The organism is Eggerthella sp. BIOML-A4 (assembly GCF_009875575.1).
Taxonomy (GTDB): Bacteria; Actinomycetota; Coriobacteriia; order Coriobacteriales; family Eggerthellaceae; genus Eggerthella; species Eggerthella lenta.
This window is the reverse complement of the sequence record NZ_WWRX01000005.1, coordinates 36,877-58,821: the sequence shown is the minus strand read 5'-3', so window position 1 is coordinate 58,821 and position 21,945 is coordinate 36,877. Positions and strand designations below refer to the sequence as shown.

Below are 21,945 nucleotides of genomic sequence, written 5' to 3'. Positions count from 1 at the left end.
AGCGGCGCCATGGCGCGCTGCTCTATGACCCGGACGCCCATCTCGATCGCCCCCTTGTCGCGCGGCTTCCTCGGCCGCGCGGGGACGATGGCGCAGCCGTAGTGCTCGGCCATGCGCCGGTACTGCTCGTTGACGACGAGCTCCTCCACCGTGTTCCTGGCCACGCCCTGCTTCAGGTTGTCCGGGACGATTATCGGCACGCTGCCGCCGTAGAACGAGAACGCGTGCACGTGGGCCTCGACCCAGGATTCCTCCTTCATGTCGTAGAATCCCTCGGCGTAGAGCTCGCCCGAGTAGGGCAGGCAGGCCGCGAACACGTACACCTTCAGCAGCTCGCCCGTGTCCAGGTCCAGGACGCCCATGGTGTCCCCGACGTAATCGACTTGCATCTCCTGTGCCGGCTTGCGCTCGATGTGCATGGCGACCTTGTTCGCCATAGCCCATTTCCTGTGCCTCTGGCAGAACGCCGAGTACATGTAGGGCTCCTTGCCCGACGCCAGCGCGGCGTCGCAGTACTCCGACCACAGCACCATGAGCGTAACGCCCGGGCGCTCCATCTCCCTGTCGACCCGCTCGTGGTCGATCTCGGCCTTCGATGCGTCGGACTTGGGCTCCCTCGGGTAGATGACCGCGCGTATCGCCGCGTCGTTCATCTCCTCCGGCAGCGGCCACTCCAGCCCGCGCGCCTTCGCCCTGTCGACGACGGTGACGACCGTCGCCGTGGAACACCCGCACGAGAACGCGATGTTCCTGATGCTTATCCCCATGGCCCTCTGCCTGAGGATCTCCCTGTACTTGACCATTTCCTTCTCCTTTTCTCTCGATGGCCAAGGGCGCCCTTCGCGCCCATCGAGATTTTGCTGGAAAAGGAAGCGCCCCTTGCGGGGCGCGTGTCAATTCTTCTCGTTGGGGTGTATCAGCCAACCGTGGAACACTGTAGCAGCGATGTTTGGAATGGCGTAGCAAAAGCGGTGAAATAGTCACAAGGCGCGCCAACAAGCGGACGAGGCTCCTGCGCCAGGCGGCCTTCTGCGATCCCGATGCCAACGTGTGCGATGTCCGCTACGATCCCGACCGTGCGCTCGATCGCGCCAAGGTGATGGAGCTGTCGAACTGCACATGGGTGGACGCGGCCAGAAACCTCATAATCACGGGCGCTTCAGGTGCAGGGAAGTCGTGGATGGCATGCGCTTTGGGAGTGGCTGCCTGCAATGCGTTCAAGACAGTGAGGTACGTGCGGCTGCCGGAACTGCTGGATACGCTGTGCATCGCAAAAGGCGAGACGTGGGCGAAGATGAGAAAGCGGTACATCGCTTGCGATTTGCTGATCGTCGACGACTGGCTGCTGGAAACGATATCTCCATCTCAGACCAGGGAAGTTCTGGAGATAGTGGAGGCAAGGCACAGGAAGGGATCGCTCATTCTATGCTCGCAGTTCGCGCCCTCCGGATGGCGCGCGAAGCTCGGCGACAACGCCATGGCAGACGCCGTCGTGGACAGGCTGGTGTTCAACTCGCACGTGATGCACATCGAGGGCACCGAATCCATGAGGAAGAGGATGTCCGGCATAATCTAGCGCGAGGACCGCGGAAGTCGAGCGACTGAAAGCTCGAAAAAGGGCTGGGAGCAGAATGACTCCCAGCCCGATTGTCGGCGCAAGCGCGCACCGATGGCCAATGGATTTGCGCACTGACGCATTGCGGAATCACCACCCGAGGATGCCGCAATACTCAATTTGTAGATTTCCTCATCTCTCCGAGATGCCAACCCATCCTCGTATTGGTCTAAGATGGGCACCAGCGCAGACCAGTTGAGAAAACCCTGGCTCAAAGGCTTCATATCCTTATTCCAGAGCTCGTCGGGAGCGATGTCGCATAGCTGAAGCAGATGCGACCAATCTTGGTTTTCAAGACATGATTTCTGCTCGTCTTCCAGAATCTTTTGATCTGAGCGCTTGTCAAACGGGTTGGTTTTTCTGTATTGCTCAATAAACCCCGGACCGGGTATTTGATCCTGATTCACGACCAGAGCTGAAAGGCATGGAACGTCGCTTTCGATGCAGTAGTCCTGAATCCTTCCCAAAGGGACATTGAATCCCATATGGGGATTGATCCTCCTTCCTGAAGCCCCCTCAATAATCTTAGACAGCTCGCCATAGGTAACCGTGCTTCTGCCTTCGCTCAGGACGAGCAGAACGCCTTTTACTACATCCTTGTCAATTTGGCGTACATTTTTCACGTGATCACTCTCCGCGACATTTCTTGTATACATAGGGCAGCAGGTTCTCTCTTAAAAACTCCTCGTAGCCCTCGGGGTTCTTGGCGATGGCATCCGCCATCTCGCCGCCCTCGCTGATGATGGCGATGAGGGCGCTCGTATAGGCGTCCATGAAGATGCTCTCGACCTCGCTTATGGAGTTGTTCTGCGCAGTTGTGACGAAGTCATCGTCCTCCATGATCTTGTCGCCTACGGCCTTGATGAGCTTGTCGGCATCTTGCCAGTCGGTGCCGAAGCGCTCGTTCATCTGCCGCACGAGCTCGGAGAGGAACTCCTTCTCCTCCGGAGGCCTGATCCCGGGGATGGCCGCTCCGTTGTGCAGCTTCTCCGGTTCGAGCGAGATCGACCTCGTTCCCTTGTCCTCCACGCGCAGGTACTCGATGTCGACCTTGTCGCGCAGCCTCACGTCGTCCGACGTCTCGATATATAGCTTCTTAACCAGTAATCCCGCATACGCGAAGAACTGATGCAGGCTCTCGTCTCCGAACTTGAGCATCTGCGTGACGAACGAATAGGTTTTGAGGAACTTCTTCAATAGCGCCTTGAAGAGCACCTTATCCTCGTGTTCAAGCGCGTTCCATCTATCGACCTCTGGGGCGAGCAGCCCCTCAATTCTCTTCAGCTTCCTCTGCTCGTCCGTCTCGCCGTACCAGGCGTTCGCCACTGTCTCGATCTCTGAGAGTTGGTACACACCGAACTGGTCGAGTCGTCTCTTGGTGTCGTAGATGATGCTCGGATCCGTTACCTCATCGATCTCTGTGACCTCGTAGTAGTTCGAGAACGACGCACGGATCGTCTCCCAGTCGTTCACGAAGTCGAGGATGAAGGTTCGCTTGCCGGGATAGCAACGGTTCAGACGGGAGAGTGTCTGCACTGCAGCTACCCCCGTCAGCACCTTGTCCACGTACATGGCACACAGCTTCGGCTGGTCGAATCCCGTCTGGAACTTGTTCGCGCACACGATTATCCGGTGCTCGTCCTTGTCGAACTCGGTGGCCGTCTGGCTCTCAGGGAAACCGTTCAAGCTCGCCTCGGTCCATTCCCTGTCGCCGTCCTGCAGCGTTCCGCTGAATGCCGCCAGCACGCCGAGGTTGTAGCCCTGGCTCTCCGCATAGGCCTTTATCGCGTTGTAGTAGGCCAGCGCGCTCGAACGGGAATGGGTGACAACCATTGCCTTCGCTTTGCCGTGGAGTTCGCCAGCAACGTCGTTCACGAAGTGCTCTACGATGATTGCCGCCCTTTTCTCAAGGAGCCTCTGGTCGTTTCGCACGATGTTGACGAGCGCCTTGTTGGCCTTCGCCTCCTTGTACTGCGGATCGTCCGTGATGGTCTTCACCAATTTGAAGTAGGTGTCGTAGACGGTGTAGTTTTCAAGCACGTCGAGGATGAAGCCTTCCTCGATGGCTTGCTTCATAGAGTAGAGGTGGAAGGGTGCCGGTTTACCGTCCTCGCCCTTTGTACCGAATACCTCCAGGGTCGATGCCTTGGGCGTCGCCGTGAAGGCGAAGATCGAGAGGTTCGGGAGCGTGCCCTGGGAGCGCATCTCGCGGACGATCTCGTCTTCGGCAGTCGGATTCTCCGGGTCGGCAACGTTGAGGTCGGTCAGAGCGTACTTCATCTTGGCGTGAGCACGTCCCGTCTGCGAAGAGTGAGCCTCGTCGATGATGACAGCGAAGGTCTTTCCCTGCGTTTTCGTTTCCTTGCAAATGTAGGGGAACTTCTGGATGGTCGAGGTGATAATCTGTGCGCCCTCATTTATTGCGTCCCGGAGGCCGGAGGAGTGATCCTTCTCCTCGATGCGGCGAACTACGCCTTGCACGGTGCCAACAGCATCGACATCGGCTGAGAGCTGCGAATCTAGGTTGCGACGATCTGTGAGCACGATGACTGTATCGAAGATCGGCTTGTCGTTCTCGTCATGCAGCGATTGAAGGTGGTGGGCAAGCCACGCGATCGAGTTCGATTTGCCTGATCCTGCTGAATGTTGGATGAGGTAGTTCTGACCAGACCCGTGCTTTCTTGCATGCTCGGTGAGCTTTCGCACCGCATCGAGCTGGTGATAGCGCGGGAAGATTACCTTGCCCATGACCTTGCGCCGCTTCGAGTCCTCCTTGTACTCGACGCGCACGAATCGCTGGATGATATCGAGGAGGGAGTCGGGGGCGAGGACCTCTGTGTAGAGGTACTCGGTTCGGTAGCCGTTCTCATTGGCAGGGTTGCCCCCACCGGACATGCCGTTGCCTTTGTTGAATGGGAGGAAGAAGCTGCTCTTGCCCTTCAGCCAAGTGCACATCTCAACGGTTTCGGAGTCCAAGGCGAAGTGTACGATTGCGCGCTGGTTCGGATTAAACAAGACTTCCTTGGGGTCGCGATCGTTCTTGTACTGCTTGACGGCATGAGCTGTGCGCTGACCGGTGAGGTTGTTCTTGAGCTCCATCGTCACAATAGGAATCCCGTTGAGGAATAGCACCACATCCACGGTATCGAACTCATTTGTCTTGAGGTTGCCATAAGCGAGCTGGCGCACCACTTCGAAGCGGTTGGCCTTATACTTCGCAATAAGATCCGGGTTCTTGTCGTTTGCTGGCTTGAAATAGACGAGGCGGAAATGAGCACCCGGTGCCATGTCGAAGCCCTTTCGGAGGATCTCAACAAGGCCATCGTTGTCCTGGTGGGGCTCTAGAACGCTTTCCACTCTCTCAAGCAGCTTGCTCTCAGCCTTGTCGCCGTAGAGCCCTTCGACTTTTGCCCATTCCTTCGGCTGAGTCTCTTTGATGAAGCTGATGAGTGAATCGGTCTTGATAGCTAGCTTGCGATCGTAGTCTTGCTGCGCAACAAGCCACTTGGGCTGTCCGGAAGCTTCAGCCGTTGCGCGTTCTTGCACGAACGTTTTCCATCCAACATTGCCAAGATAGAACTCGACATCGTCCTCAAAATCTCCCTCGGAGGTTCCGCCAACCTTCCTGGCCACAAAAACATCCTTGCCATCCACGAAGCCGTCTCCATCGCGGATCTCGTCTGCATCCAATGGGATATCGATTTTTTCGTTTAGATCAACGTTGTTCATCTTGCTCAAACTCCTCCGCAAGGTAATTGACGAATGCCGAGCATGTAACGAGCATGTACTTGGCAAAAGCAAAATCGACATTAACCGGTTCCTCGGTTCCCGCATGCCGCATCCCTTTTTCGTCGCTCATGTAACCGAACATCTTTTTCCAGGCATCTGCCAGAGCAGGATGCAAACCTTTAGTCTTTTGCAATACCTTAACCGCATCACTCAAAGTCCCGTCTTCGATGCCAGCTACTTTCTTTGCGGCGGACTCAGCGCCAAGGATAGATTCTCGGCATGCGCCAAGATGATCGGGGTCGGGCTTTTTTGAGATCAACTTCAAAGCACTCTCAATATGCTTTCTTGCACCAGCAAAGGCGTTTTCTTGATCAAGCGATTGCTCCAAAGAACCGATTTCAAGCTCATTGGTAATTGGTAAGATTTCTCCGTTGATGAAGCGATAGCCGGATCCCTCAATTTCCAGGAGTTCATTTACGGCGTCTCGGAACTCCTTTTCAAGATCAGGCTGAGGTCCCCAATTATTGAAACCATATGCAAAGCTCATTGGCTCAGGATCAAAGAATCCTTGATCTTTCATTTCGCCGAAGACAAACTCAAGTAAGTCGTAACATGCGTACCATTCACCATCGATCACCCATTTGTTCAGCTCTTGGTAGAAGTCATAAGAATGGAAAGGGAACGTGTCGATGGGCCGATGCCATTTCATCATCCAAAGCTCTTTGCACACGCTTTCTGATGGCGAATCGTGTTCATAATCGCCCAGCATTCCATGCACTAAGTTGTACAAGGTCATGCGCAGTTCTTTGCTTGCGCATTCTACTTGAATAGCGTCCCTTGGTTTAACGAAGCCCATTCTTTCAGAGAAAAGAGCCATCCCTACATCACTCCCGGAACTTTGAACTTACCGGTGACAGCTTCAAATATGAGGGATTTGCGATAGTCTTGAAGTGCAGTCAGTAATTCACGCTTACAATCCAACAGTTGATCAAAATGACTCATCACTTGCTGTGTTTTGCAAACAATTCCCGCTTGCTCATAAAGAGGCGGGATACACACTGCCCAATCTCCAATCAAGTCCAAGCTTAAGTTTGGCTGGCCAGAGCCTAGGGCAGTTAACCTTATCGCGTTGTATGATGCAATCATAAATAACTGCAGAAACTCAGGAACAATAACTTTTTGATCGGGTTGGATTCCTGCACAAGCCTGGTTGGTGCAAGCTTCAATCTCTAAAAGAGAGGTCATCCCCCTAGTTTTTCCTTGACCATACATGGCAACCAACACAGTTCCTTGTGGAAATAGCTTTACCGACGTTTCATCCAACGCCCTTTCAGTAATGGATTCGAGGGCTTTCGTTGTTTTTCCGTTTTGAAGCTCCCCTGTCTTTATCCACGGTATTGTGCCGTCCCAGTATGAGTAATTCTCCCTATCGGGTGTTGCACCACTTTCAATCCTAGAAATATATTTGAGTTTAGGAGTTGTCCAGCTTTCTGGAATTTTGCCAATCCATTCGATGCCGGAGTCCTTCATGGGAGCATCGGGATCGAGACCTTTTGTAACCGCCTCTGAAATCACCGACTTGCGGTATTCCTCAAGAAGCTCGATGGAGCGTTCGGTTTGCTCGATGAGTAAATCGATTTCGGCGGTCTTTTGATCTAGGTACTTAGCAATCATCTTCTGGTCATCATATGACGGGTATGCGACCATGATATTTTTCATTCTGGACCAGTTCGTTGACCATAAATCGTCTACTATCCCAGTACCCCATTTGTAGTACTCATCTGCAAAACCCTCGGTTTTGAATAAGAATTCGAAAAACTCTGGATCCATAGAATTTGCGTCTATAGGATTGAGTACATTGGAAATCAAAGAGACTGAGCCATCCTGGCGCGCAATCCCGCAGGAACCACGACGATCGGATCGGCTGTTAATTACGAAGTCGCCTGTTCTGACCAACTTGCGGTTCTCTGTATCCTGGCTTTTTGCTGCTGTTTCCAATTGAGGAACAATACCCTGCATTGTTACAGATAATGCGGGGTAATCGTCCTCGCTGACCTTCTCGTTTCTCGGAGTATACAGAGACGATATTCTCGCTGTTGTCCACTCGGGTGGTAAAGCGCCCATCCATTCTGTCGAAGCAGCTTCTCTCATCTTTACAACCCAGCTTTCTGGAGTTGGTCGACAATACTCGCCTCAAGCTCTTTGATCTCAGCAAGAATCGCGCTACTGGGTCGCAATGGCGTATATTCGTAGAAATAGCGGGTGAACGGAATCTCGTAGCCTATCTTGTCCTTCTTGCGATCCATCCAAGCATCGGGTGCGTAAGGAAGCACTTCGCGTTCGAAGTAAGCGTCGATGTCCTCATCAAGTGGGATGTTCTCAGTATCACGAAGCGCGCTGTCTGGTTTTGGGTTGCCCTTCCTGTCCGTAAGAGGGTTCCCGCTCTTGTCTTTGAGCGGTCTTTCTACAGTGATGGTTGTGTATCCGAAATCATCGTTGGCGAACACTTTCGAAAGCTTCGGATCCGCCTCTTCGAAGGCATCGTACAGTCCAACGATTTCTTCGATTTGTTCATCGGTGAACTGTTTGCGCTTGCTGCCCAGGCTCTTGCGCATCTTCGAGAAGATGCCATTAGCATTTACGAGCTGGACTTTGCCCTTGCGCTCATCTGATTTGTTGTTGGTAATAACCCAGATGTAGGTAGCGATGCCCGTGTTGAAGAAGAAGTCGTTCGGCATGGCGACGATTGCCTCCACCATGTCGTGCTCCAGAAGGTGGCGGCGTATTTCGCTCTCGCCGCTCTCAGCCGCTCCAGTGAACAGAGGGCTACCGTTCAGGAATACGGCGATGCGTCCGCCTCCCTCTTCGGGAGAGCGCATCTTCGAGACCATGTGTTGTACGAAAAGTAGTTGACCATCAGATATGCGCGGAAGACCAGCACCGAAACGTCCGGAGAAGCCGAGCTCGTCATGCTCGGCTTTAACAGATGCCTTCGATTTCTCCCATTTGACACCATAGGGAGGATTCGAGATTTGGTATCCGAAGGTTTCTCCCGCGAGACGCTCATTCTCCGGTCCCAATGTATCGCCTAGGACAATGTTCGCCGCGTTGCCCCCTTTGAGGATAGTGTCACTTTTTGCGATGGCATATGACTGTTCATTGATCTCCTGGCCAAAGCCAATCACATGGGCATGCGGATTGATCTCGCGAACCAGGTCCTCGAAGACCGAAATAGCGCCGCCGGTTCCCGCGCATGGATCGCACACTTTCACGATGCGGTTAGGTTTGGCAATATCATCCTCGGTTCCAGCTATAGCTAGTCTTGCCGCTAGCGCCAGCCCGTCACGTGGACTGAAGTGCTCACCAGCTGTTTCGTTACTCACCTCTGAGAACTTACGGATAAGCTCCTCATAGATGTCTCCCATGTCAGCAGAGCTGACGCTCTCAGGCGAGAGATCGACGTCCGGTTTGCAGAACCTTTCAGTGACTTGGAACAGCAGACCCTTCTTGTCCAGGTCGTTAATCACTGAGTAGATATCGAAGTTCTCCATGATGTCCACTATCTCCGGCGAGAAGCCGTCGATGTATGCGGTCATGTTCTCCTTGATGTTGTCAGCATCCTTCACGAGGTCTTCCATCGTGAACGCCGAGGTGTTGTAGAAATCCTGTCCTGCAGCTTTCTTGAGATTCTTGTCACGCAGGACTCCCTCATCGAAGCTCTTCATCTTCTTTAAGGCAGCAGGTATTTCTTTCTCTGACTCTTCGAGAACCGCCTGCTTTGTTGAAGCGAGAACGATATCGAGCCTTCGCATCACCGTGAAAGGAAGGATGATGTCTCCGTATTCGTGCTGCTTGTAACTGCTACGGAGCAGGTCGGCGGTGCCCCAGATGAAACTCGAAATCGCAGAATGGTTCATTATGCCTCTTATTCCTCAATCAAACCCTTAAGGTACTTGTTGTATTCGTCCTTCAAGCTCTTTGGACCGTGAATTCTCACGGTGCCTCCGAGCCCCGCTATCCAGCCGAAGAATGGCTCTGACTTGCGGATCTTCACGATCGCCTTCGCGGTCTCATCGTCGTGCTCGTACATCTCGGCGGCATCGCCGAAGCGATCCATAATGATCTCGACCTTGTCGCCGTCGACGAGGAGCGTCGCCGTGACGGGCTCGCCGCCGAAGCGGCCGAAGCTCTCGTGGTCGTCGCCATCGAAGGTATGATGCGTTATCTTCTCGTTGCGGGTTGCCGCGTTTTGGGACACCCGCAGCTTTTCCATGCGGTCAATCCGAAACTCGGTCATGCAATCGTGGTCGTCGTTCCATGCGGTCAGGTAGTAGTAGCCGTCCCAGTAGGTGATGCCCACAGGGGTAACCTCGTGCGGCCTGCCGTCGTGCGTGGCCCTGCGCTCTCCCTTGAGGTTGAATTTATAGTACATGAAGGAGACCTTCTTGTGCTGTCGCATCGCATCGTGCAGGATATCGATGCACTCGAACACACCGTCCTTCTTCGACGTTATCCGTCCGGGCACGTGTATGCGGCGATCGAGCAGCGCCCGCTCGTGGTCGCTCGCGAGGAGCTTCAGGTTCGTGGTGAGGGCGTTGGACTGCCTGCGTGTGAGGAACTTGCACGATTCCACCGCGTCCACCAGGAGCATCAGCTCGGATAGCGTGAAGTCTCTCCTGACGACGGCGTACTGGACGGGGTTCCTCTGGTAGGTGCGGATATCGAGGCCGAATTCCTTCAGCGTCTCAAGGTCGCGGTAGACGCCCTTGCGCTCCGCCGGTATCTCGTAGGCATGCAGCCGGTCGATGAGCTGCGTCATGGACAGCCCGTGGCCCTCGTCGGTCTCCTCTTCGAGGATGCGCTTCAGGTACAGCAGCTTCAGCTTCGACTTGCTGTTGTTTGCCATGTTCCCCGCCCCTTCTCTATAACATGCATTGATTACTCATTCTAAGCGATGAGGCCGAACCTCCGCTTTGGGTGTCCCTTTTTCGCATAACTTCTCCTCCCGGGCGGAGCATCTGCCCACGCGAACGTGCGAATTCCTCCATCCACGTACTCTCCGAATCTCGCGCATGCCCCTTCGCCTTCCTTGAACGTCGCACCCTCGCACAGCGCCGCTCGTTGCCGCGCAAGGGCCGCGATGCTTTTCCGATTTCTTGTCAGGGATGACCTCTCTTCGCATGCCCCGGAAAACAAATAGGAAAACCAGCACGGCAAGGATGCTTCCTCGATCCGCCGCTTCGCTTCCTCCCTTGCACGGCCGCGACGCCGTGCGCCATGCGCCTCACAAGGCAGGCCAAAGGGGCCGAGCCGAAGACGAATTGGAGGTCGATTCGAATGAAGGAATTCAGCAAGCACGTACAGGACGCGGCAGAGATGTTCCTCAATCGCCGGGGCTATGAGATCCTCGACGCGAACTGGGAGTGCCCGGACGGCGACGGGAAGTTCGACATCATCGCCGAGGAAGAGGACTCAATCGTGTTCGTCCAGGTGAAGGGGCGCGACGGAAGGGTCGAGGGGTTCGGCTTCGACGAGGCGACCATGGAGCGCGAGGACTTCGAGCGCATGTCGATGAGCTACCTCGCCGAGAACCCGGACATCTGCGACTGCACGGTCCGCTTCGACGTCGTCGCCATCACGGTAGTCGGCGAGGCTAGGGCGATGATCCGCCACCACATCAACGCGATGAGCTACGGCCTCTCGGAGGAATAAACGACCTCCGTTCCTCCAGACGAGGAACCCCGCCCCGCCTGGGCCGCAAGGCCCGGGCGGGAGCCCGGGGTATCCGGCAACGATTGAAAGGACGCATGAGAATGGGACTCGACATGTACCTCACCCGCAGGGCAAAGGGCGAAAACGCCGAACACGAGCTCCTGGCCTACTGGCGCAAGGCGAACCACATACATGGCTGGTTCGAGCGCAACACTTCCGACGGATACATCGAGAACTGCGAGTACTATCCGGTCTGCAGGCAGGATCTGGTCTGCCTCATGGACGACTGCAGGCTCGTTAAAGACGACCGCTTCCTGGCACCCGAGCTCCTCCCGGTGCAAGAAGGATTCTTCTTCGGGGCATTCGGCTACGAAGACGACTACTACACGCAGTGCATCGACGAGACGGTCAGCATGCTGGAGCGCGTGCTCAAGGAGACCGGCGAGGAGGATGAGATCTTCTACCACGCATGGTGGTAGAGACCGCAAAGTACCCTAAAACAGTTCACAAATGAACTGTTTTAGGGTACAATACCGAATGTAATACAAATCAGCCCGAAGCGCCCAACCTCCAACCTGCGGGCGCGAGATGCAAGGGAGAAAGGACAAGCATGCGCACCATAGCCATCTCCAACTACAAGGGGGGTGTGGGCAAGACGACGAGCGCCGTGAACCTCGCCAGCATCTACGCCGATGCGGGCAGGCGGGTGCTCCTGATCGACCTCGACCCCCAGGCCTCTGCTACCGACTACTACGGGCTCTACGACAGGGCTAAGGCGGAGGGCAGAAGCTCCATCGAGCTGCTCTACGGGCAGGCATCCGTGGCCGACCTCGCGTTCGAGACCGGAACGGAGAACCTATCCGTGATCCCGTCCACCATCGAACTCGTCGACCAGAACGAGCTCCTGCTCCGCGAGCAGAGGCTCAAGTTCGCGCTCGACGACGCCGCCGACACCTACGACATCGCGATCATCGACTGCTCGCCGGTGCTCAAGCGCCTGGCGTTCAACGCGTACCTCGCGGCTGCGGACGGGGGCATCGTCATCATCCCGGTGAAGCTCGACTCGACGGTCATGCGGGGAACGGCGCTCACGGTGGAGGCCACGAAATCCATCGCCGAGGCGCTGCGCATGCCCTGCCCCAAGTACCGGATCCTGCGCACCTGCGTCCCCGGTCGCATGACCAAGGCCGAGAGGACGGGAGCAGAGGTGCTCGACCGCTTCTTCCCCGACACGCAGTTTACGAGCGTGATCCACGCCTCGGCCAAGGTCTGCGAGGGAAGCTGGCAGTGGACGCCGGTTGCATCCTTCGAGCCCGGCAGCAGGCCAGCGCGCGACTACGCGGCCTTGGCGGAGGAGGTTCTCAATGAGCTCGGCTAGCGACGTCGCCAAGGCGTTCTCGATCTCCGGGCTCCTGGACGAGAAGTCCAGGACGCGCGAGCGCTTCCCCGTCATCGAGATCGGCGTCGGCGAGATCGCCGCGCATCCCGCGAACGTCGCCTACTCGATGGAGGAGTCGGCAATAAGGCAGCTCGCGAGCTCGATCAAGCGCGACGGTCTCACCGACCTCCCGCTCGTGAGGAGGCTTGCCGACGGCGGCTACCAGATGATCTCGGGGCACCGCCGCCTTGAGGCGTTCCGCCTCCTCGCGAAAGACGACGACGCGTTCTCGCGCATTCCATGCCGGATCGTCGAGGGGATCACGGACGCCCAGGCGATAACGCTGCTCCACACGGCGAACTACTTCGTGCGCTCGCTCACGGTGACCGAGAGGGCATTCGCGACGGAGGCGCTCGGCATCGAGGCGGAACGCCTCCGCGCGGAAGACCCCTCTCTTAAAGGGAAGCGCACCGAGGACATCAAGGCGGAGATGATCGAGCAGCAGACCGGCAAGGCCGTCTCCGGAAGGACGATACTTCGCGACGAGAAGATGGCCAAGACCATCCGGAGCGACCTTTCCAGGAACTGGGCGATCGAGGCCAACGAGGGAAGGCTCTCGGCATCGAGCGTCGAGATTCTCAAAGGCCTTCCGAGGGAGAAGCAGACGCGCCTCTTCGTGGGCCGTCCCGCAGGGCTCTCCAAGAAGGAGACGACCGAGTACCTCAAGCGCAAGCTCGAACTGGAGAGCCCGTGCGACAAGAGGCTCGTCCGCATCCTCGACGACCTCCGCTCGTACATGTCCTCGATGGAGGGAAAGCCCTCGAAGGCCGACTGCGAGGCGGTCTCCGAGATACGGCGGATAAGCGCCCGAATCTCGAAGATGTGCATTAAGTGACCACCTTGGGACTTATCGGCGCTTAGACGCCGAATCCAGCAAGTAGCCTATGGCGTATTACATCTTCGATGACGCCATAGCACTTGCCCCGGGAGGCGATGGAGCAGTCATGTCGCTTGAGCCTCGTGGGGGCTCCGCTCCGCCAACTCCCGGGGATCTGGCAAGCGCAGGCGCTCGGGACTTGCGCCCTTCACCTCCGCTTGGCGGGGGATCCCCCGCGCCCCTGATACGAATCTTTGGAACAGCAACCAGGAGGTATTCCTATGAACCCCATGAACAAGACCAGGACCTTGAGCTTCCGCCTCGCGGAGGACGACTACCAGAAGCTCGTCGAGCGCTGCCGCGTGTCGGAGCTCTCGCAGTCCAAGTACCTGCGCTACCTCATCCGCATCCCCATGCTCGCCGAGGCGGCCAAGGGAGAGATCCCCGACGGCGTCGTCATCGACAGGAAGACGATGCGCCAGATGTCGCGGGAGCTCACGCGCTGGGGCTACCACTACAACCAGGCCGTGCATGCCATGAACTCGATCAACTACTACATCGTCCACGGCAAGGCGACCACGGAGCTCATCGCCCCCAAGGCCGAGACCATCGAGACGGAGCTCGCGGCGGTGAACGAGAACGCCGAGCGGATCGTCTACGAGCTGGCACGCATCCAGTGCTCGACGATCATGGAGGCGTGAGCGATGCCGATCCTGAAGCCGATATCGGGGCATGGGTCGGTGGCAGGCATCAGGCGCTACCTTGAGAAGAAGAACCGAGCCATCGGACGCGACGTCCTGAACCTGCCGCTCGACGGAGAGTGGGTGTGCGAGGATCGCGGCCAGAACGCGATCTTCGTCGATTGGGACGTGGAGATGGACGCCACGAGGGAAGCCTACGGCACCAACTCAGGGTGGCGAGGCCTCAAAGCGCGCACCTTCAAGCACTTCGTCATCTCGCCCGACCCGGAGGACCGCATCGACCTCCCCGCGCTGCGCGAGCTCGCGCAGGCATGGGTCGGGGCTTATTTCCCGGATCACGAGGTGGCGATCGTCTACCACGAGGACAACGAGGGGCGCATCCCCCATGCGCACGTGGTCGTGAACAACGTGAACCTGAAGACCGGCTACCGCATGCAGACCGAGCATCCCGAGGACTTGAACCGGGCGCTGCAGGACATGGCGCGCGAACGCGGACTTAAGGGGCTCTCTAACGTCATGCCCGAGAGATCCCAGAAGAGCGCCGGGCTCAAGACGGCGCGTACGCGCCAGAGTATCTACTTCGGGCGCGCCGAGAAGGAGATCATGCGCTCCGGCAACTACTCGTGGGTTGGCGACATCAGGGCGCGCGTGGCGCTCGCGAAGAACACGTCCCGGAGCGAGGCCGACTTCATGGAGGCTCTCAGACGCCTCGGCATCGACGTGGCCGACAACTCGTCGAAGGCCCGGCGCGACGACTGGATCTTCTCGCTCGCCGACGATCCGACCAAGAAGGTGTCCGGCGAGAGGCTCGGCTTCACCTTCGGCAAGCAGATGCTGAGAAGCCGCTTCGAGAGGCAGTCGGCGTACCACCCCGAGCGCAAGACCGAGGGCGAGATACGCCGACGGGCTGTGAACGCCGTTGAGCTCAACGACCTGCAGGACCTCTCAAGACTCTCAGCCGTCCTTGAGACGTGCGCGAAGTTCGATATCCGCTACCTGGAGGATTTCGATGCGAGGGCCGCCACCATCGCCCGAAGGGATCAGCTCGGCAGCGAGGGCTTCAGGCGTCTGACCGAGGCGCGCGTCTACGTCGCAGAGAACAACCTCATGACTCATAGGAGCAGGAGCGAGTCGGCTCCCGCATCGACGAGGCGGCACGGAAACCAACACCAGCCCGCGCCAAGGACCCAGGAGGCCGAGCAGAGGCGCAACCGCGAGAGGAGCGACAGATGATAGTGAAGGTCACATACGACGACCAGAAGCTCGATGTTTTCGACACGGCGACCTTCACCGCCGCCACGCCCCTTGGAAAGTCGAACATGCTCACCAACTTCGAGGTGCGCTTCGACACCTTAGGCGATGGCGGTCTCTGGATGGCCGCCCACAGCTACCAGGCAGAGAAGATGGAAGACAATGACGGCCAGGTGCCAGCAGCCAGGCGCAGGCGCGGATGGGAGTTCCTCCTCGCCGACGCCGAGGAACTCGGACATGTGGAGCTCGTCGTAGTGGACGGCGAGGCGATCATGAAGCGCGTGTTCGGAGAGCTCGTCGACCTGCAGGCGTTCGACGAGGCGGCCTACGAGTGCATCGGAAGCTCCTCGAAGGGGCTGCACGCGAGGATCGCGGAGCTCTTCGGATACCTCAAGAGGATGACCGGGAAACCGAACCCGAAGGTGCCGGGGATACCGGCAGAGGTGGTGGATGCCGTCATCTCATCGATCGAGGCGGAGAGCAAGATGAGGGAAAAGGAAGAGGACGAGCAGGCCGAGGAATGGGGCGATATGGATGAAGCTGGTTGGTAGTTTTCTGCGTTGGCTTATCAAAGCGGTGTTCCGCTTCATGTAGGAAGGTGAGATGAATGAAGATCAGCGATTCGACCAGAAGCGATAATGGAAAGCTGGCGGCTGTCTGCGCAGTCCTGGCCATCATGCTGGCTCTGGGCGTAGCGCTCGTGTCCTGCTCAAGCGACGTGAGCGCAGGGGGGATCGGGGCGAGCCGTGCCGTCGCAGATGCAGCGGGCGGAGCCGTAGAAGGCATCGATGTTCCGGAGGTCACCGAATCCGGTGAGACCGAGGAGGATTCCGCGACACAAGAATCGGAGGCTGTCGAGTCTGCAAATGATGAGACGGTATCTCAAGAAGGCGACGGCTCCGTCGATGCGACTGCTGCGACACCGGGGCAACCAGCTTCCGGTTCATCGCAATCCGAACCGAAGAGCGAGAGCAAGCCGAATGCCTCCGCCCCTGCCCAGAGCGCGCCGCAGAGGAAATGGATCGAGGACACCGAGCAGGTTTGGGTCGTGGACAAGGCCGCGTGGACCGAGAGCATTCCCGTTTACTCCACCGTGGAGGTCTCGATTTGCAACAGCTGCGGACAGAACGTCACGGGCAACGCCTCTGCGCATGCGAAGGCTCATATGAAAGCCGGCGAAAGTTCGGGACACCACAGCGAGGTGCGCCGCGAGATCACCGGATACGACACAGCGAGCTATGCGGAAGAAGGACATTGGGAAACAAAGGTCGTGGGAGGGCACTGGGAATAGCTCCCAAGGGCTACCATTGCTCGCATGTCCAGCATCCCCGTTATCGCGAAAGTAGGGAACATTTATGACGGAAGTGGAATTGCTAGCTTTCCAAGACCAGCTCCGAAACTCGTTGTCCAGCATCTCGGGAGTCGCTGAAGCCCTCTCGCACGTGGGCACCGAATCCACTGACTATTGCATGTGCCAGATGCTCGCGAATGTGCTGAAGGATGATATCGAGGGCATTGTATCCACATGCCCGGAGGAATGGGACATTTCCTACCCGGGGATCTAGCATGGAAACGGGAGCCGGTAGTCTGGCCAGTCGCACATCCGGCTCCCTTGATCCAAAGAATAGCCTGTAAGAACTATCTTTTCATTAACTGGCGGCTAATCGATGCTACGGTAAATCAGAAGTCCTCGCCGAAGATTTCTTTCCATACCTCCACTGAAACATCTGAGGCTTTGAGCATTTCCTTCATCTGCTCCTGCATAGCGGGAGGCATAGATGCGAAATCTTCCCTGATTGCCTTGTCCGTTATCTCTTCAACCTTGTCATGGCGCTCTATCAATTCCTTCATTTCTTCGATTTCGTACATGCCAGGGTTCTCGATAGCTAACCTCTCGCTGAACTCGACAGCCTCTTGCTCAATTTGAGCTCGCCTTAAGTCTTCTTCGCTCACATTCTTCCCCTTGCTCCACGAATAATTGTCTTGAAGATCATGTCCCTTTATGGGACATCGCAACGAAGTAAGATCCGATAACATAGAAACTGATATGGATGCCGTGCATTATACCGAGCTGCATCGGCCTCCTGATAATTCCTAGAATACAATTGTCTCTAAGATAATACTGGAGGACTAGATGAAGAAGAAACTGATCATCGTCAGCAATGAGTCTGACAGGAAATACGCAACATACCTGCAACAGCTGATAAGCGCATTCGACGATTCGGATGACAAGCAGGTTGGAACAAAGGACGGCTCGGTCGATGCGGTCGTTTGGGACGAAAAGCACTACAGGGACAATCTCAATTGCCTTAACTCCACCAATCATATTCTCTTCATCGGCGACAACGAGAGCGCCCGAGAAGCCCGTAGCAATATGAATGTCAAGTTCTATGCCGTTGGAATGAGCTACGGTTGGCTTGGCGCGCAGGCATATATGCTCGTGGATGACGGGAGCCTCAACAAGGACAACTACGGCGAATTCAAGGAGCTCTGCGAGAAATACGGCAAGACCTTCAAGAAGGAGCTCGATCTTCACTTCAGCCCATCAGAGGCCGAGCAGCAAAACCAGCAAGCGAAGCCGGATGACGTCATCGCCCTGCTTCCTGTTCCTTTGGCCTTCCTTTCACCTGTTCTCGGGGTTGCGTCTGCTGCCGCCATCCATGGCCAAGCGGCGGTCAACATAGCCGGACAGGCTCTGGCGAAAGCGGGCGATATGCTTCAGGCCGCCGAAGCGAAGGATCAGCAGTATTCGCTGTTGACCCTGATCTTGTATATGGACGGGCTGACGGAGTTCTTGGGCGAATAAGATGGACGTGGGTTACGCAGAAGGGTTTGAATACTATGCGCAGAACGCTGGTGCCCAGATTGCAGCCAACGACGCCGCAGAGCGTATTGCGCTTGCTGAGGAGGAGATCGCTGCCCTAGCCGAAGCGATAGAGGCGCTAGGTACCAACAAGTCGGTGGATTTCCTCAGCGGCGATATCGCCGAGTATCTGCTCGCTCATACGTTCAATGTGGACGCGATACTATCCGAGTCTGAAAATCGTGGGACTGTCCCGAGGGTCACAACTTTCGCTTCTCCGGATATCGTTTTGAACACGGGAGAGGAATTCCAAGTCAAGTCCTACGCCGATGGGGCGAAGAGCGCGAAGGCGCAGTCGGTGACCTATCAGGAGGCCGCTAACAATCCATCTACAAAAGCAGCTGCCGCACATGCCATCGCCCAAGGCGACGTAGATCAGAGCAGTCCGATATACGAGGGCATGGGGCGCGTCATACCGAAAGGCCAGACAGAAGATGCTGAGCTTTTTCTGGACAGGAAAGCTGCGAAGGAATCCGTGACGAGAAAGGCGAATGCCCAACGCTATTCGGAGACCAAAAGCAAGCTGTCTGAGGTCGTCGAGGACAAGAAGGGCATCAAGTCGAAATCATTCTCTCGCGAGGAGTCAAAACAGATCGCACGAGACGCTAAAGAAGGAAAACTCAATCTCGAAGATTATGGTATCTCCGTAGACCAGATGATAAAAGCGAAGCACATCCTGGCATCTTCTCTTAAGGCGGGCATGTCTGCCGCGATGATAGCGGCGGTCCTGAAGGCAGGGCCACTCCTTGTCTCTTGTATAGAGGAATTGGTTGCAACCGGCGAGATAGACTTGGATCGATTCCAAGATTCAGGGACGGATTTGGCAACGAATAGCGGTTCGGCTTTCGTGACAGGAAGCATCAGCTCCGCGATCGTAGAGGCGATGCGGTCGGGTCTTCTTGGCGAATCTGTTAAAGATTTCAACCCCTCCATAGTCGCTAGCGCCACTGTTGTCGCTGTGAACGCAATCAGAAACGGTGTGAGAGTCGCTAAGGGAGAGATGGGCAATCGCGAGTTTGCCGATGCCGTCGTCAGGGATACTTTCATTTCCGCTGTTGCGTTGGCGGGAGGCGCTGTTGGCCAAGCTACGCTTCCGATGGTCCCGATGATCGGATACTTGCTGGGCAGCTTCGTCGGCTCCGCAGTGGGAGGCATTACATACAACGCTGGACAAAGCTTGCTTATGTCGTTTGCTGTCGATAGAGGTATCACTTTCTTCGGTATCGTTGACCAGGACTACGAGTTGCCAGAGTCTACGCTTAAGTCTTTAGGCATCGAGGTGTTCGAGTATGAGAGGTTCATGCCAGACTCAGCCTCTATCGATATGTTTTCTCCAGATGCCTTGCCCTTCGATACAACGTCTGCCAATAATTACCAGGTCAGTTTTCCGAAGCGAGGTGTCATCGAATTCGGGAAGGTTGGCTATATTTCATGAATGATATTGCCTTTCTGCCGGTTAGCTATTTAAATCCATTCTCTGAGTTTTAGCTCGCAATTTGAGTGAGAGATGCAGCATGGAATAATGGATCTCTCGTCCGGCAACGAACACGGAATGCACTTCTTAGCCAGAAGACGCGCATCGACTCCTTCCGTTTGCCGTTTATTTCACTAAGAGCAGTGTCGATGTTGACAGACAGTTAATCGAGCTGCACAACAAGGAAGGGGATATCGCAGTCATACATATTGACACTTTTAGATATGTCGATATACTTCGGAATACATCGAAGATTTTGAATGTATAGGAGCGTGAATGGAAGCGGTCGGATCTTTCTTCATGGATCAGGTGCTCAAGATGCAGTGGCTATCGGACTTAGTGGCGAAGCTCGTGGGCGCATTCGGACTGGATGTCACCTCCCAGTGGGGAGGCACCATCCATTTCTTCATCTACGACACCATCAAGATCGTCATTCTGCTATGCGTGATGATCTTCATCATCAGCTACATACAGAGTTACTTCCCTCCCGAGCGCAGCAAGCGCATCCTCGGGCGCTTCAAGGGAATCGGCGGCACCATAGTCGGCGCACTCCTAGGCACCGTGACGCCGTTTTGCGCCTGCTCGTCCATCCCGCTGTTCATCGCGTTCACGCGAGCAGGACTGCCTCTCGGTGTCACGTTCTCATTCCTCATATCATCGCCCATGGTGGACATCGCCTCCATCATCCTCATCATGAGCATCTTCGGCCCGCACGTGGCGCTCATCTATACGGTGGTAGGCCTTATCATCGCCGTTGCGGGCGGCTCCATCATCCAGCATCTGGGGATGGACGACCAGGTGGCTGACTTCGTGCGCGGAGAAGCTGTCGATGCTGAGCAGGCCGAGGCTATGACCAAAAGAGCACGTGTCTCTTACGCTCTCGAACAGACTGGGCAGACTTTTCGTAAGGTCTTCCCGTTCATCCTTATCGGCGTGGCCGTGGGCGCACTCATCCACAACTGGATCCCACAGGACATCATTGAGGCCGTCCTCGGCGACGGCAACCCGCTCGCGGTCGTGCTCGCCACACTCGTCGGCGCGCCCATCTACGCCGACATATTCGGCACCATCCCCATCGCCGAGGCGCTGTTCCAGAAGGGCGTAGGACTCGGAACCATTCTCGCGTTCATGATGAGCGTCACCGTGCTCTCGATCCCCTCGCTCACCATGCTCTCGCGTGTTGTGAAGCCGAAGCTGCTCGCCGCGTTCGTCGGCATCTGCCTCGTGGGGATGATCATAAGCGGCTACGTGTTCAACTGGCTGCAGCCCCTGTTCGTGTGAGGAGGGGCGTATGTGCAGATGCAAGAGGCTCTATAGGTGCAGGTCGGTGTAGGACGGCATCTTCGTATGCCCGAATCATCAACGACCTAAAGGAGATAACGTGTTCGACGATCTTTTCACGGTGGAGAACCTGCTCAATGTGCTGGGCACGTTCGCCTACCTGTTCGGAGAGCTCTTCCTGCTCTTCATCGCCATCAGCTTCTTCGTGGCCCTGTTGCAGGTCTGGGTGTCGAAGGAGCGCATCAAGCGCATCCTGTCGCGCCCCCACAAGGTGACAAATGCGCTTCTTGGCGCTGCGCTCGGCGCAGTGACGCCGTTCTGCTCATGCTCCACCATCCCCGTTCTTGTGGGGCTCTTCAAGAGCGGCGCGCCCTTCTCGGGAGCCATATCGTTCCTGATGACGTCGCCCATCCTCAACCCGGCCATCATAGCGCTGTTGCTCGTGTTCTTCGGCCCGGTGCCCACAGTGACCTACGCCGTCATCACCTTCGCGTTCGCGGTGTGCGCGGGGCTCGTTCTCGATGCGCTCGGGTTCTCCCGCTACATCAAGAACGTCGCCGTCAAGGGCGGCTGCTGCGGGGGCGACGAGGCAACGTGGGAGAACCTGAAGGGCACGTTCTGGCAGAAGCAGGCGCAGGCCTGCAAGTACGCCTTAAAAGACGCCATCGGGCTGTTCAAAGGCGTCGTCGGCTGGCTGCTCCTCGGCGCGGGCATCGGGGCCTTCATCTACGGGTTCGTGCCGACCGAGCTCCTGGAGGGTTTTGCCGGTGCCGACAACCTCTGGGCAATCCCGCTTGCCGCCGTGATTGGCATACCCATGTACATCCGTGTGGAGACGATGATTCCGATCGCGGGCATCCTCATGGAGAAGGGCGTGTCTTTGGGCATCGTCATCGCGCTAATACTGGGCGGTGCCGGTTGCTCCATCCCCGAGGTGTCGCTTCTGAACAGCATATTCAAGAAGCCGATGGTGGTGACGTTCGTGCTGTGCATCCTGTTGGTGGCCATAGGCACAGGCTTCGCATTCACGCCTGTCATGCCATAGCGGCATGCGTGTAGCAAAA

At 56.6% G+C, this 21,945-nt stretch carries 21 protein-coding genes; 13 read left to right on the top strand and 8 right to left on the bottom strand.

Annotation, left to right across the window (positions count from 1 at the left end; translation table 11 throughout):
* Nucleotides 1-803 (bottom strand): IS21 family transposase (gene istA / locus GT613_RS05670; protein WP_161172555.1); only part of this gene is annotated, 803 nt, incomplete at its 3' end.
* A 146-nt stretch (nt 804-949) separates the two neighbouring features.
* Between istA and GT613_RS05665 the strand changes: the two genes are divergently transcribed.
* Nucleotides 950-1,576: an ATP-binding protein gene (locus GT613_RS05665; protein WP_154249388.1), complete on the top strand. Its 627-nt coding sequence runs from the start codon at nt 950-952 to the stop codon at nt 1,574-1,576.
* Here the strand turns inward: GT613_RS05665 and GT613_RS05660 are convergent.
* Genes GT613_RS05660 through GT613_RS05635 form a run of 6 tightly spaced genes read right to left on the bottom strand, consistent with a single transcriptional unit; the run spans nt 1,573 to nt 10,250 of the window.
* Nucleotides 1,573-2,238 carry a hypothetical protein gene (locus GT613_RS05660; protein ID WP_154249387.1) on the bottom strand — a complete coding sequence of 222 codons (666 nt, stop codon included), beginning with the start codon at nt 2,236-2,238 and terminating at the stop codon, nt 1,573-1,575. The two genes, GT613_RS05665 and GT613_RS05660, sit on opposite strands and share 4 nt — an antisense overlap.
* A 4-nt stretch (nt 2,239-2,242) precedes the next feature.
* Nucleotides 2,243-5,344 (bottom strand): type I restriction endonuclease subunit R, encoded by a 3,102-nt coding sequence (locus tag GT613_RS05655; protein WP_161172554.1) that lies wholly within the window; start codon nt 5,342-5,344, stop codon nt 2,243-2,245.
* Nucleotides 5,331-6,221 carry an AbiJ-NTD4 domain-containing protein gene (locus GT613_RS05650; protein WP_161172553.1) on the bottom strand — a complete coding sequence of 297 codons (891 nt, stop codon included), beginning with the start codon at nt 6,219-6,221 and terminating at the stop codon, nt 5,331-5,333. The genes GT613_RS05655 and GT613_RS05650 overlap by 14 nt, the downstream gene beginning before the upstream one ends.
* A 2-nt stretch (nt 6,222-6,223) precedes the next feature.
* Nucleotides 6,224-7,495, bottom strand: coding sequence for a restriction endonuclease subunit S (locus tag GT613_RS05645; RefSeq protein ID WP_154249384.1), 1,272 nt, complete (start codon nt 7,493-7,495; stop codon nt 6,224-6,226).
* Nucleotides 7,496-7,497: 2 nt separating this feature from the next.
* A complete protein-coding gene (locus GT613_RS05640) occupies nt 7,498-9,261 on the bottom strand; it encodes a class I SAM-dependent DNA methyltransferase (RefSeq protein ID WP_154249383.1) in 1,764 nt (587 codons plus the stop codon).
* Nucleotides 9,262-9,269: 8 nt separating this feature from the next.
* A complete protein-coding gene (locus tag GT613_RS05635) occupies nt 9,270-10,250 on the bottom strand; it encodes a YafY family protein (protein ID WP_154249382.1) in 981 nt (326 codons plus the stop codon).
* Between the two features lie 431 nt (nt 10,251-10,681).
* Between GT613_RS05635 and GT613_RS05630 the strand changes: the two genes are divergently transcribed.
* From GT613_RS05630 to GT613_RS05595, 8 genes are all read left to right on the top strand, one after another.
* On the top strand, nt 10,682-11,056 hold the full coding sequence (locus GT613_RS05630; RefSeq protein WP_154249381.1) for a YraN family protein: 375 nt from the start codon (nt 10,682-10,684) through the stop codon (nt 11,054-11,056).
* Between the two features lie 101 nt (nt 11,057-11,157).
* Nucleotides 11,158-11,535: a hypothetical protein gene (locus GT613_RS05625; protein ID WP_161172552.1), complete on the top strand. Its 378-nt coding sequence runs from the start codon at nt 11,158-11,160 to the stop codon at nt 11,533-11,535.
* A 131-nt stretch (nt 11,536-11,666) separates the two neighbouring features.
* The gene (locus GT613_RS05620; RefSeq protein WP_154249379.1) at nt 11,667-12,434 is read left to right on the top strand and encodes a ParA family protein; all 768 of its coding nucleotides are present in this window, start codon (nt 11,667-11,669) and stop codon (nt 12,432-12,434) included.
* Nucleotides 12,421-13,329 carry a ParB N-terminal domain-containing protein gene (locus GT613_RS05615; protein WP_154249378.1) on the top strand — a complete coding sequence of 303 codons (909 nt, stop codon included), beginning with the start codon at nt 12,421-12,423 and terminating at the stop codon, nt 13,327-13,329. Before GT613_RS05620 ends, GT613_RS05615 begins: the two co-directional genes overlap by 14 nt.
* Before the next feature lie 263 nt (nt 13,330-13,592).
* Nucleotides 13,593-14,012, top strand: a complete 420-nt coding sequence (locus GT613_RS05610) for a CopG family transcriptional regulator (RefSeq protein WP_114557387.1) — start codon at nt 13,593-13,595, stop codon at nt 14,010-14,012.
* A gap of 3 nt (nt 14,013-14,015) precedes the next feature.
* Nucleotides 14,016-15,245, top strand: coding sequence for a relaxase/mobilization nuclease domain-containing protein (locus tag GT613_RS05605; protein ID WP_154249377.1), 1,230 nt, complete (start codon nt 14,016-14,018; stop codon nt 15,243-15,245).
* The gene (locus tag GT613_RS05600; RefSeq protein ID WP_154249376.1) at nt 15,242-15,814 is read left to right on the top strand and encodes a hypothetical protein; all 573 of its coding nucleotides are present in this window, start codon (nt 15,242-15,244) and stop codon (nt 15,812-15,814) included. The genes GT613_RS05605 and GT613_RS05600 overlap by 4 nt, the downstream gene beginning before the upstream one ends.
* 56 nt (nt 15,815-15,870) lie before the next feature.
* Nucleotides 15,871-16,554 carry a hypothetical protein gene (locus GT613_RS05595; protein ID WP_154249375.1) on the top strand — a complete coding sequence of 228 codons (684 nt, stop codon included), beginning with the start codon at nt 15,871-15,873 and terminating at the stop codon, nt 16,552-16,554.
* Nucleotides 16,555-16,943: 389 nt separating this feature from the next.
* On the opposite strand, the gene GT613_RS05590 is transcribed toward GT613_RS05595, so the two are convergent.
* A complete protein-coding gene (locus GT613_RS05590) occupies nt 16,944-17,216 on the bottom strand; it encodes a hypothetical protein (RefSeq protein ID WP_154249373.1) in 273 nt (90 codons plus the stop codon).
* 181 nt (nt 17,217-17,397) lie between these two features.
* Between GT613_RS05590 and GT613_RS05585 the strand changes: the two genes are divergently transcribed.
* The 4 genes from GT613_RS05585 (at nt 17,398) to GT613_RS05570 (ending at nt 21,926) form a co-directional block, all read left to right on the top strand.
* Nucleotides 17,398-18,069 (top strand): hypothetical protein, encoded by a 672-nt coding sequence (locus GT613_RS05585; RefSeq protein ID WP_154249372.1) that lies wholly within the window; start codon nt 17,398-17,400, stop codon nt 18,067-18,069.
* Between the two features lie 7 nt (nt 18,070-18,076).
* The gene (locus GT613_RS05580; RefSeq protein WP_161172551.1) at nt 18,077-19,561 is read left to right on the top strand and encodes a hypothetical protein; all 1,485 of its coding nucleotides are present in this window, start codon (nt 18,077-18,079) and stop codon (nt 19,559-19,561) included.
* A 315-nt stretch (nt 19,562-19,876) separates the two neighbouring features.
* Nucleotides 19,877-20,881, top strand: coding sequence for a permease (locus tag GT613_RS05575; protein ID WP_154249370.1), 1,005 nt, complete (start codon nt 19,877-19,879; stop codon nt 20,879-20,881).
* A 100-nt stretch (nt 20,882-20,981) separates the two neighbouring features.
* Complete coding sequence (locus GT613_RS05570) at nt 20,982-21,926, top strand: permease (RefSeq protein WP_204987382.1); 945 nt, start codon at nt 20,982-20,984, stop codon at nt 21,924-21,926.
* Nucleotides 21,927-21,945 lie beyond the last annotated feature (19 nt).

Excerpts from the sequence above, each read along its gene's own strand:
- GT613_RS05635 (WP_154249382.1), bottom strand. The coding sequence starts at position 10,250 with ATGGCAAACAACAGCAAGTCGAAGCTGAAGCTGCTGTACCTGAAGCGC.
- GT613_RS05585 (WP_154249372.1), top strand. The coding sequence starts at position 17,398 with ATGAAGAAGAAACTGATCATCGTCAGCAATGAGTCTGACAGGAAATAC.
- GT613_RS05650 (WP_161172553.1), bottom strand. The coding sequence starts at position 6,221 with ATGGCTCTTTTCTCTGAAAGAATGGGCTTCGTTAAACCAAGGGACGCT.
- GT613_RS05655 (WP_161172554.1), bottom strand. The coding sequence starts at position 5,344 with ATGAACAACGTTGATCTAAACGAAAAAATCGATATCCCATTGGATGCA.
- GT613_RS05640 (WP_154249383.1), bottom strand. The coding sequence starts at position 9,261 with ATGAACCATTCTGCGATTTCGAGTTTCATCTGGGGCACCGCCGACCTG.
- GT613_RS05595 (WP_154249375.1), top strand. The coding sequence starts at position 15,871 with ATGAAGATCAGCGATTCGACCAGAAGCGATAATGGAAAGCTGGCGGCT.
- GT613_RS05575 (WP_154249370.1), top strand. The coding sequence starts at position 19,877 with ATGGAAGCGGTCGGATCTTTCTTCATGGATCAGGTGCTCAAGATGCAG.
- GT613_RS05605 (WP_154249377.1), top strand. The coding sequence starts at position 14,016 with ATGCCGATCCTGAAGCCGATATCGGGGCATGGGTCGGTGGCAGGCATC.
- GT613_RS05600 (WP_154249376.1), top strand. The coding sequence starts at position 15,242 with ATGATAGTGAAGGTCACATACGACGACCAGAAGCTCGATGTTTTCGAC.
- GT613_RS05630 (WP_154249381.1), top strand. The coding sequence starts at position 10,682 with ATGAAGGAATTCAGCAAGCACGTACAGGACGCGGCAGAGATGTTCCTC.
- GT613_RS05610 (WP_114557387.1), top strand. The coding sequence starts at position 13,593 with ATGAACCCCATGAACAAGACCAGGACCTTGAGCTTCCGCCTCGCGGAG.
- GT613_RS05615 (WP_154249378.1), top strand. The coding sequence starts at position 12,421 with ATGAGCTCGGCTAGCGACGTCGCCAAGGCGTTCTCGATCTCCGGGCTC.
- GT613_RS05645 (WP_154249384.1), bottom strand. The coding sequence starts at position 7,495 with ATGAGAGAAGCTGCTTCGACAGAATGGATGGGCGCTTTACCACCCGAG.
- GT613_RS05620 (WP_154249379.1), top strand. The coding sequence starts at position 11,667 with ATGCGCACCATAGCCATCTCCAACTACAAGGGGGGTGTGGGCAAGACG.
- GT613_RS05625 (WP_161172552.1), top strand. The coding sequence starts at position 11,158 with ATGGGACTCGACATGTACCTCACCCGCAGGGCAAAGGGCGAAAACGCC.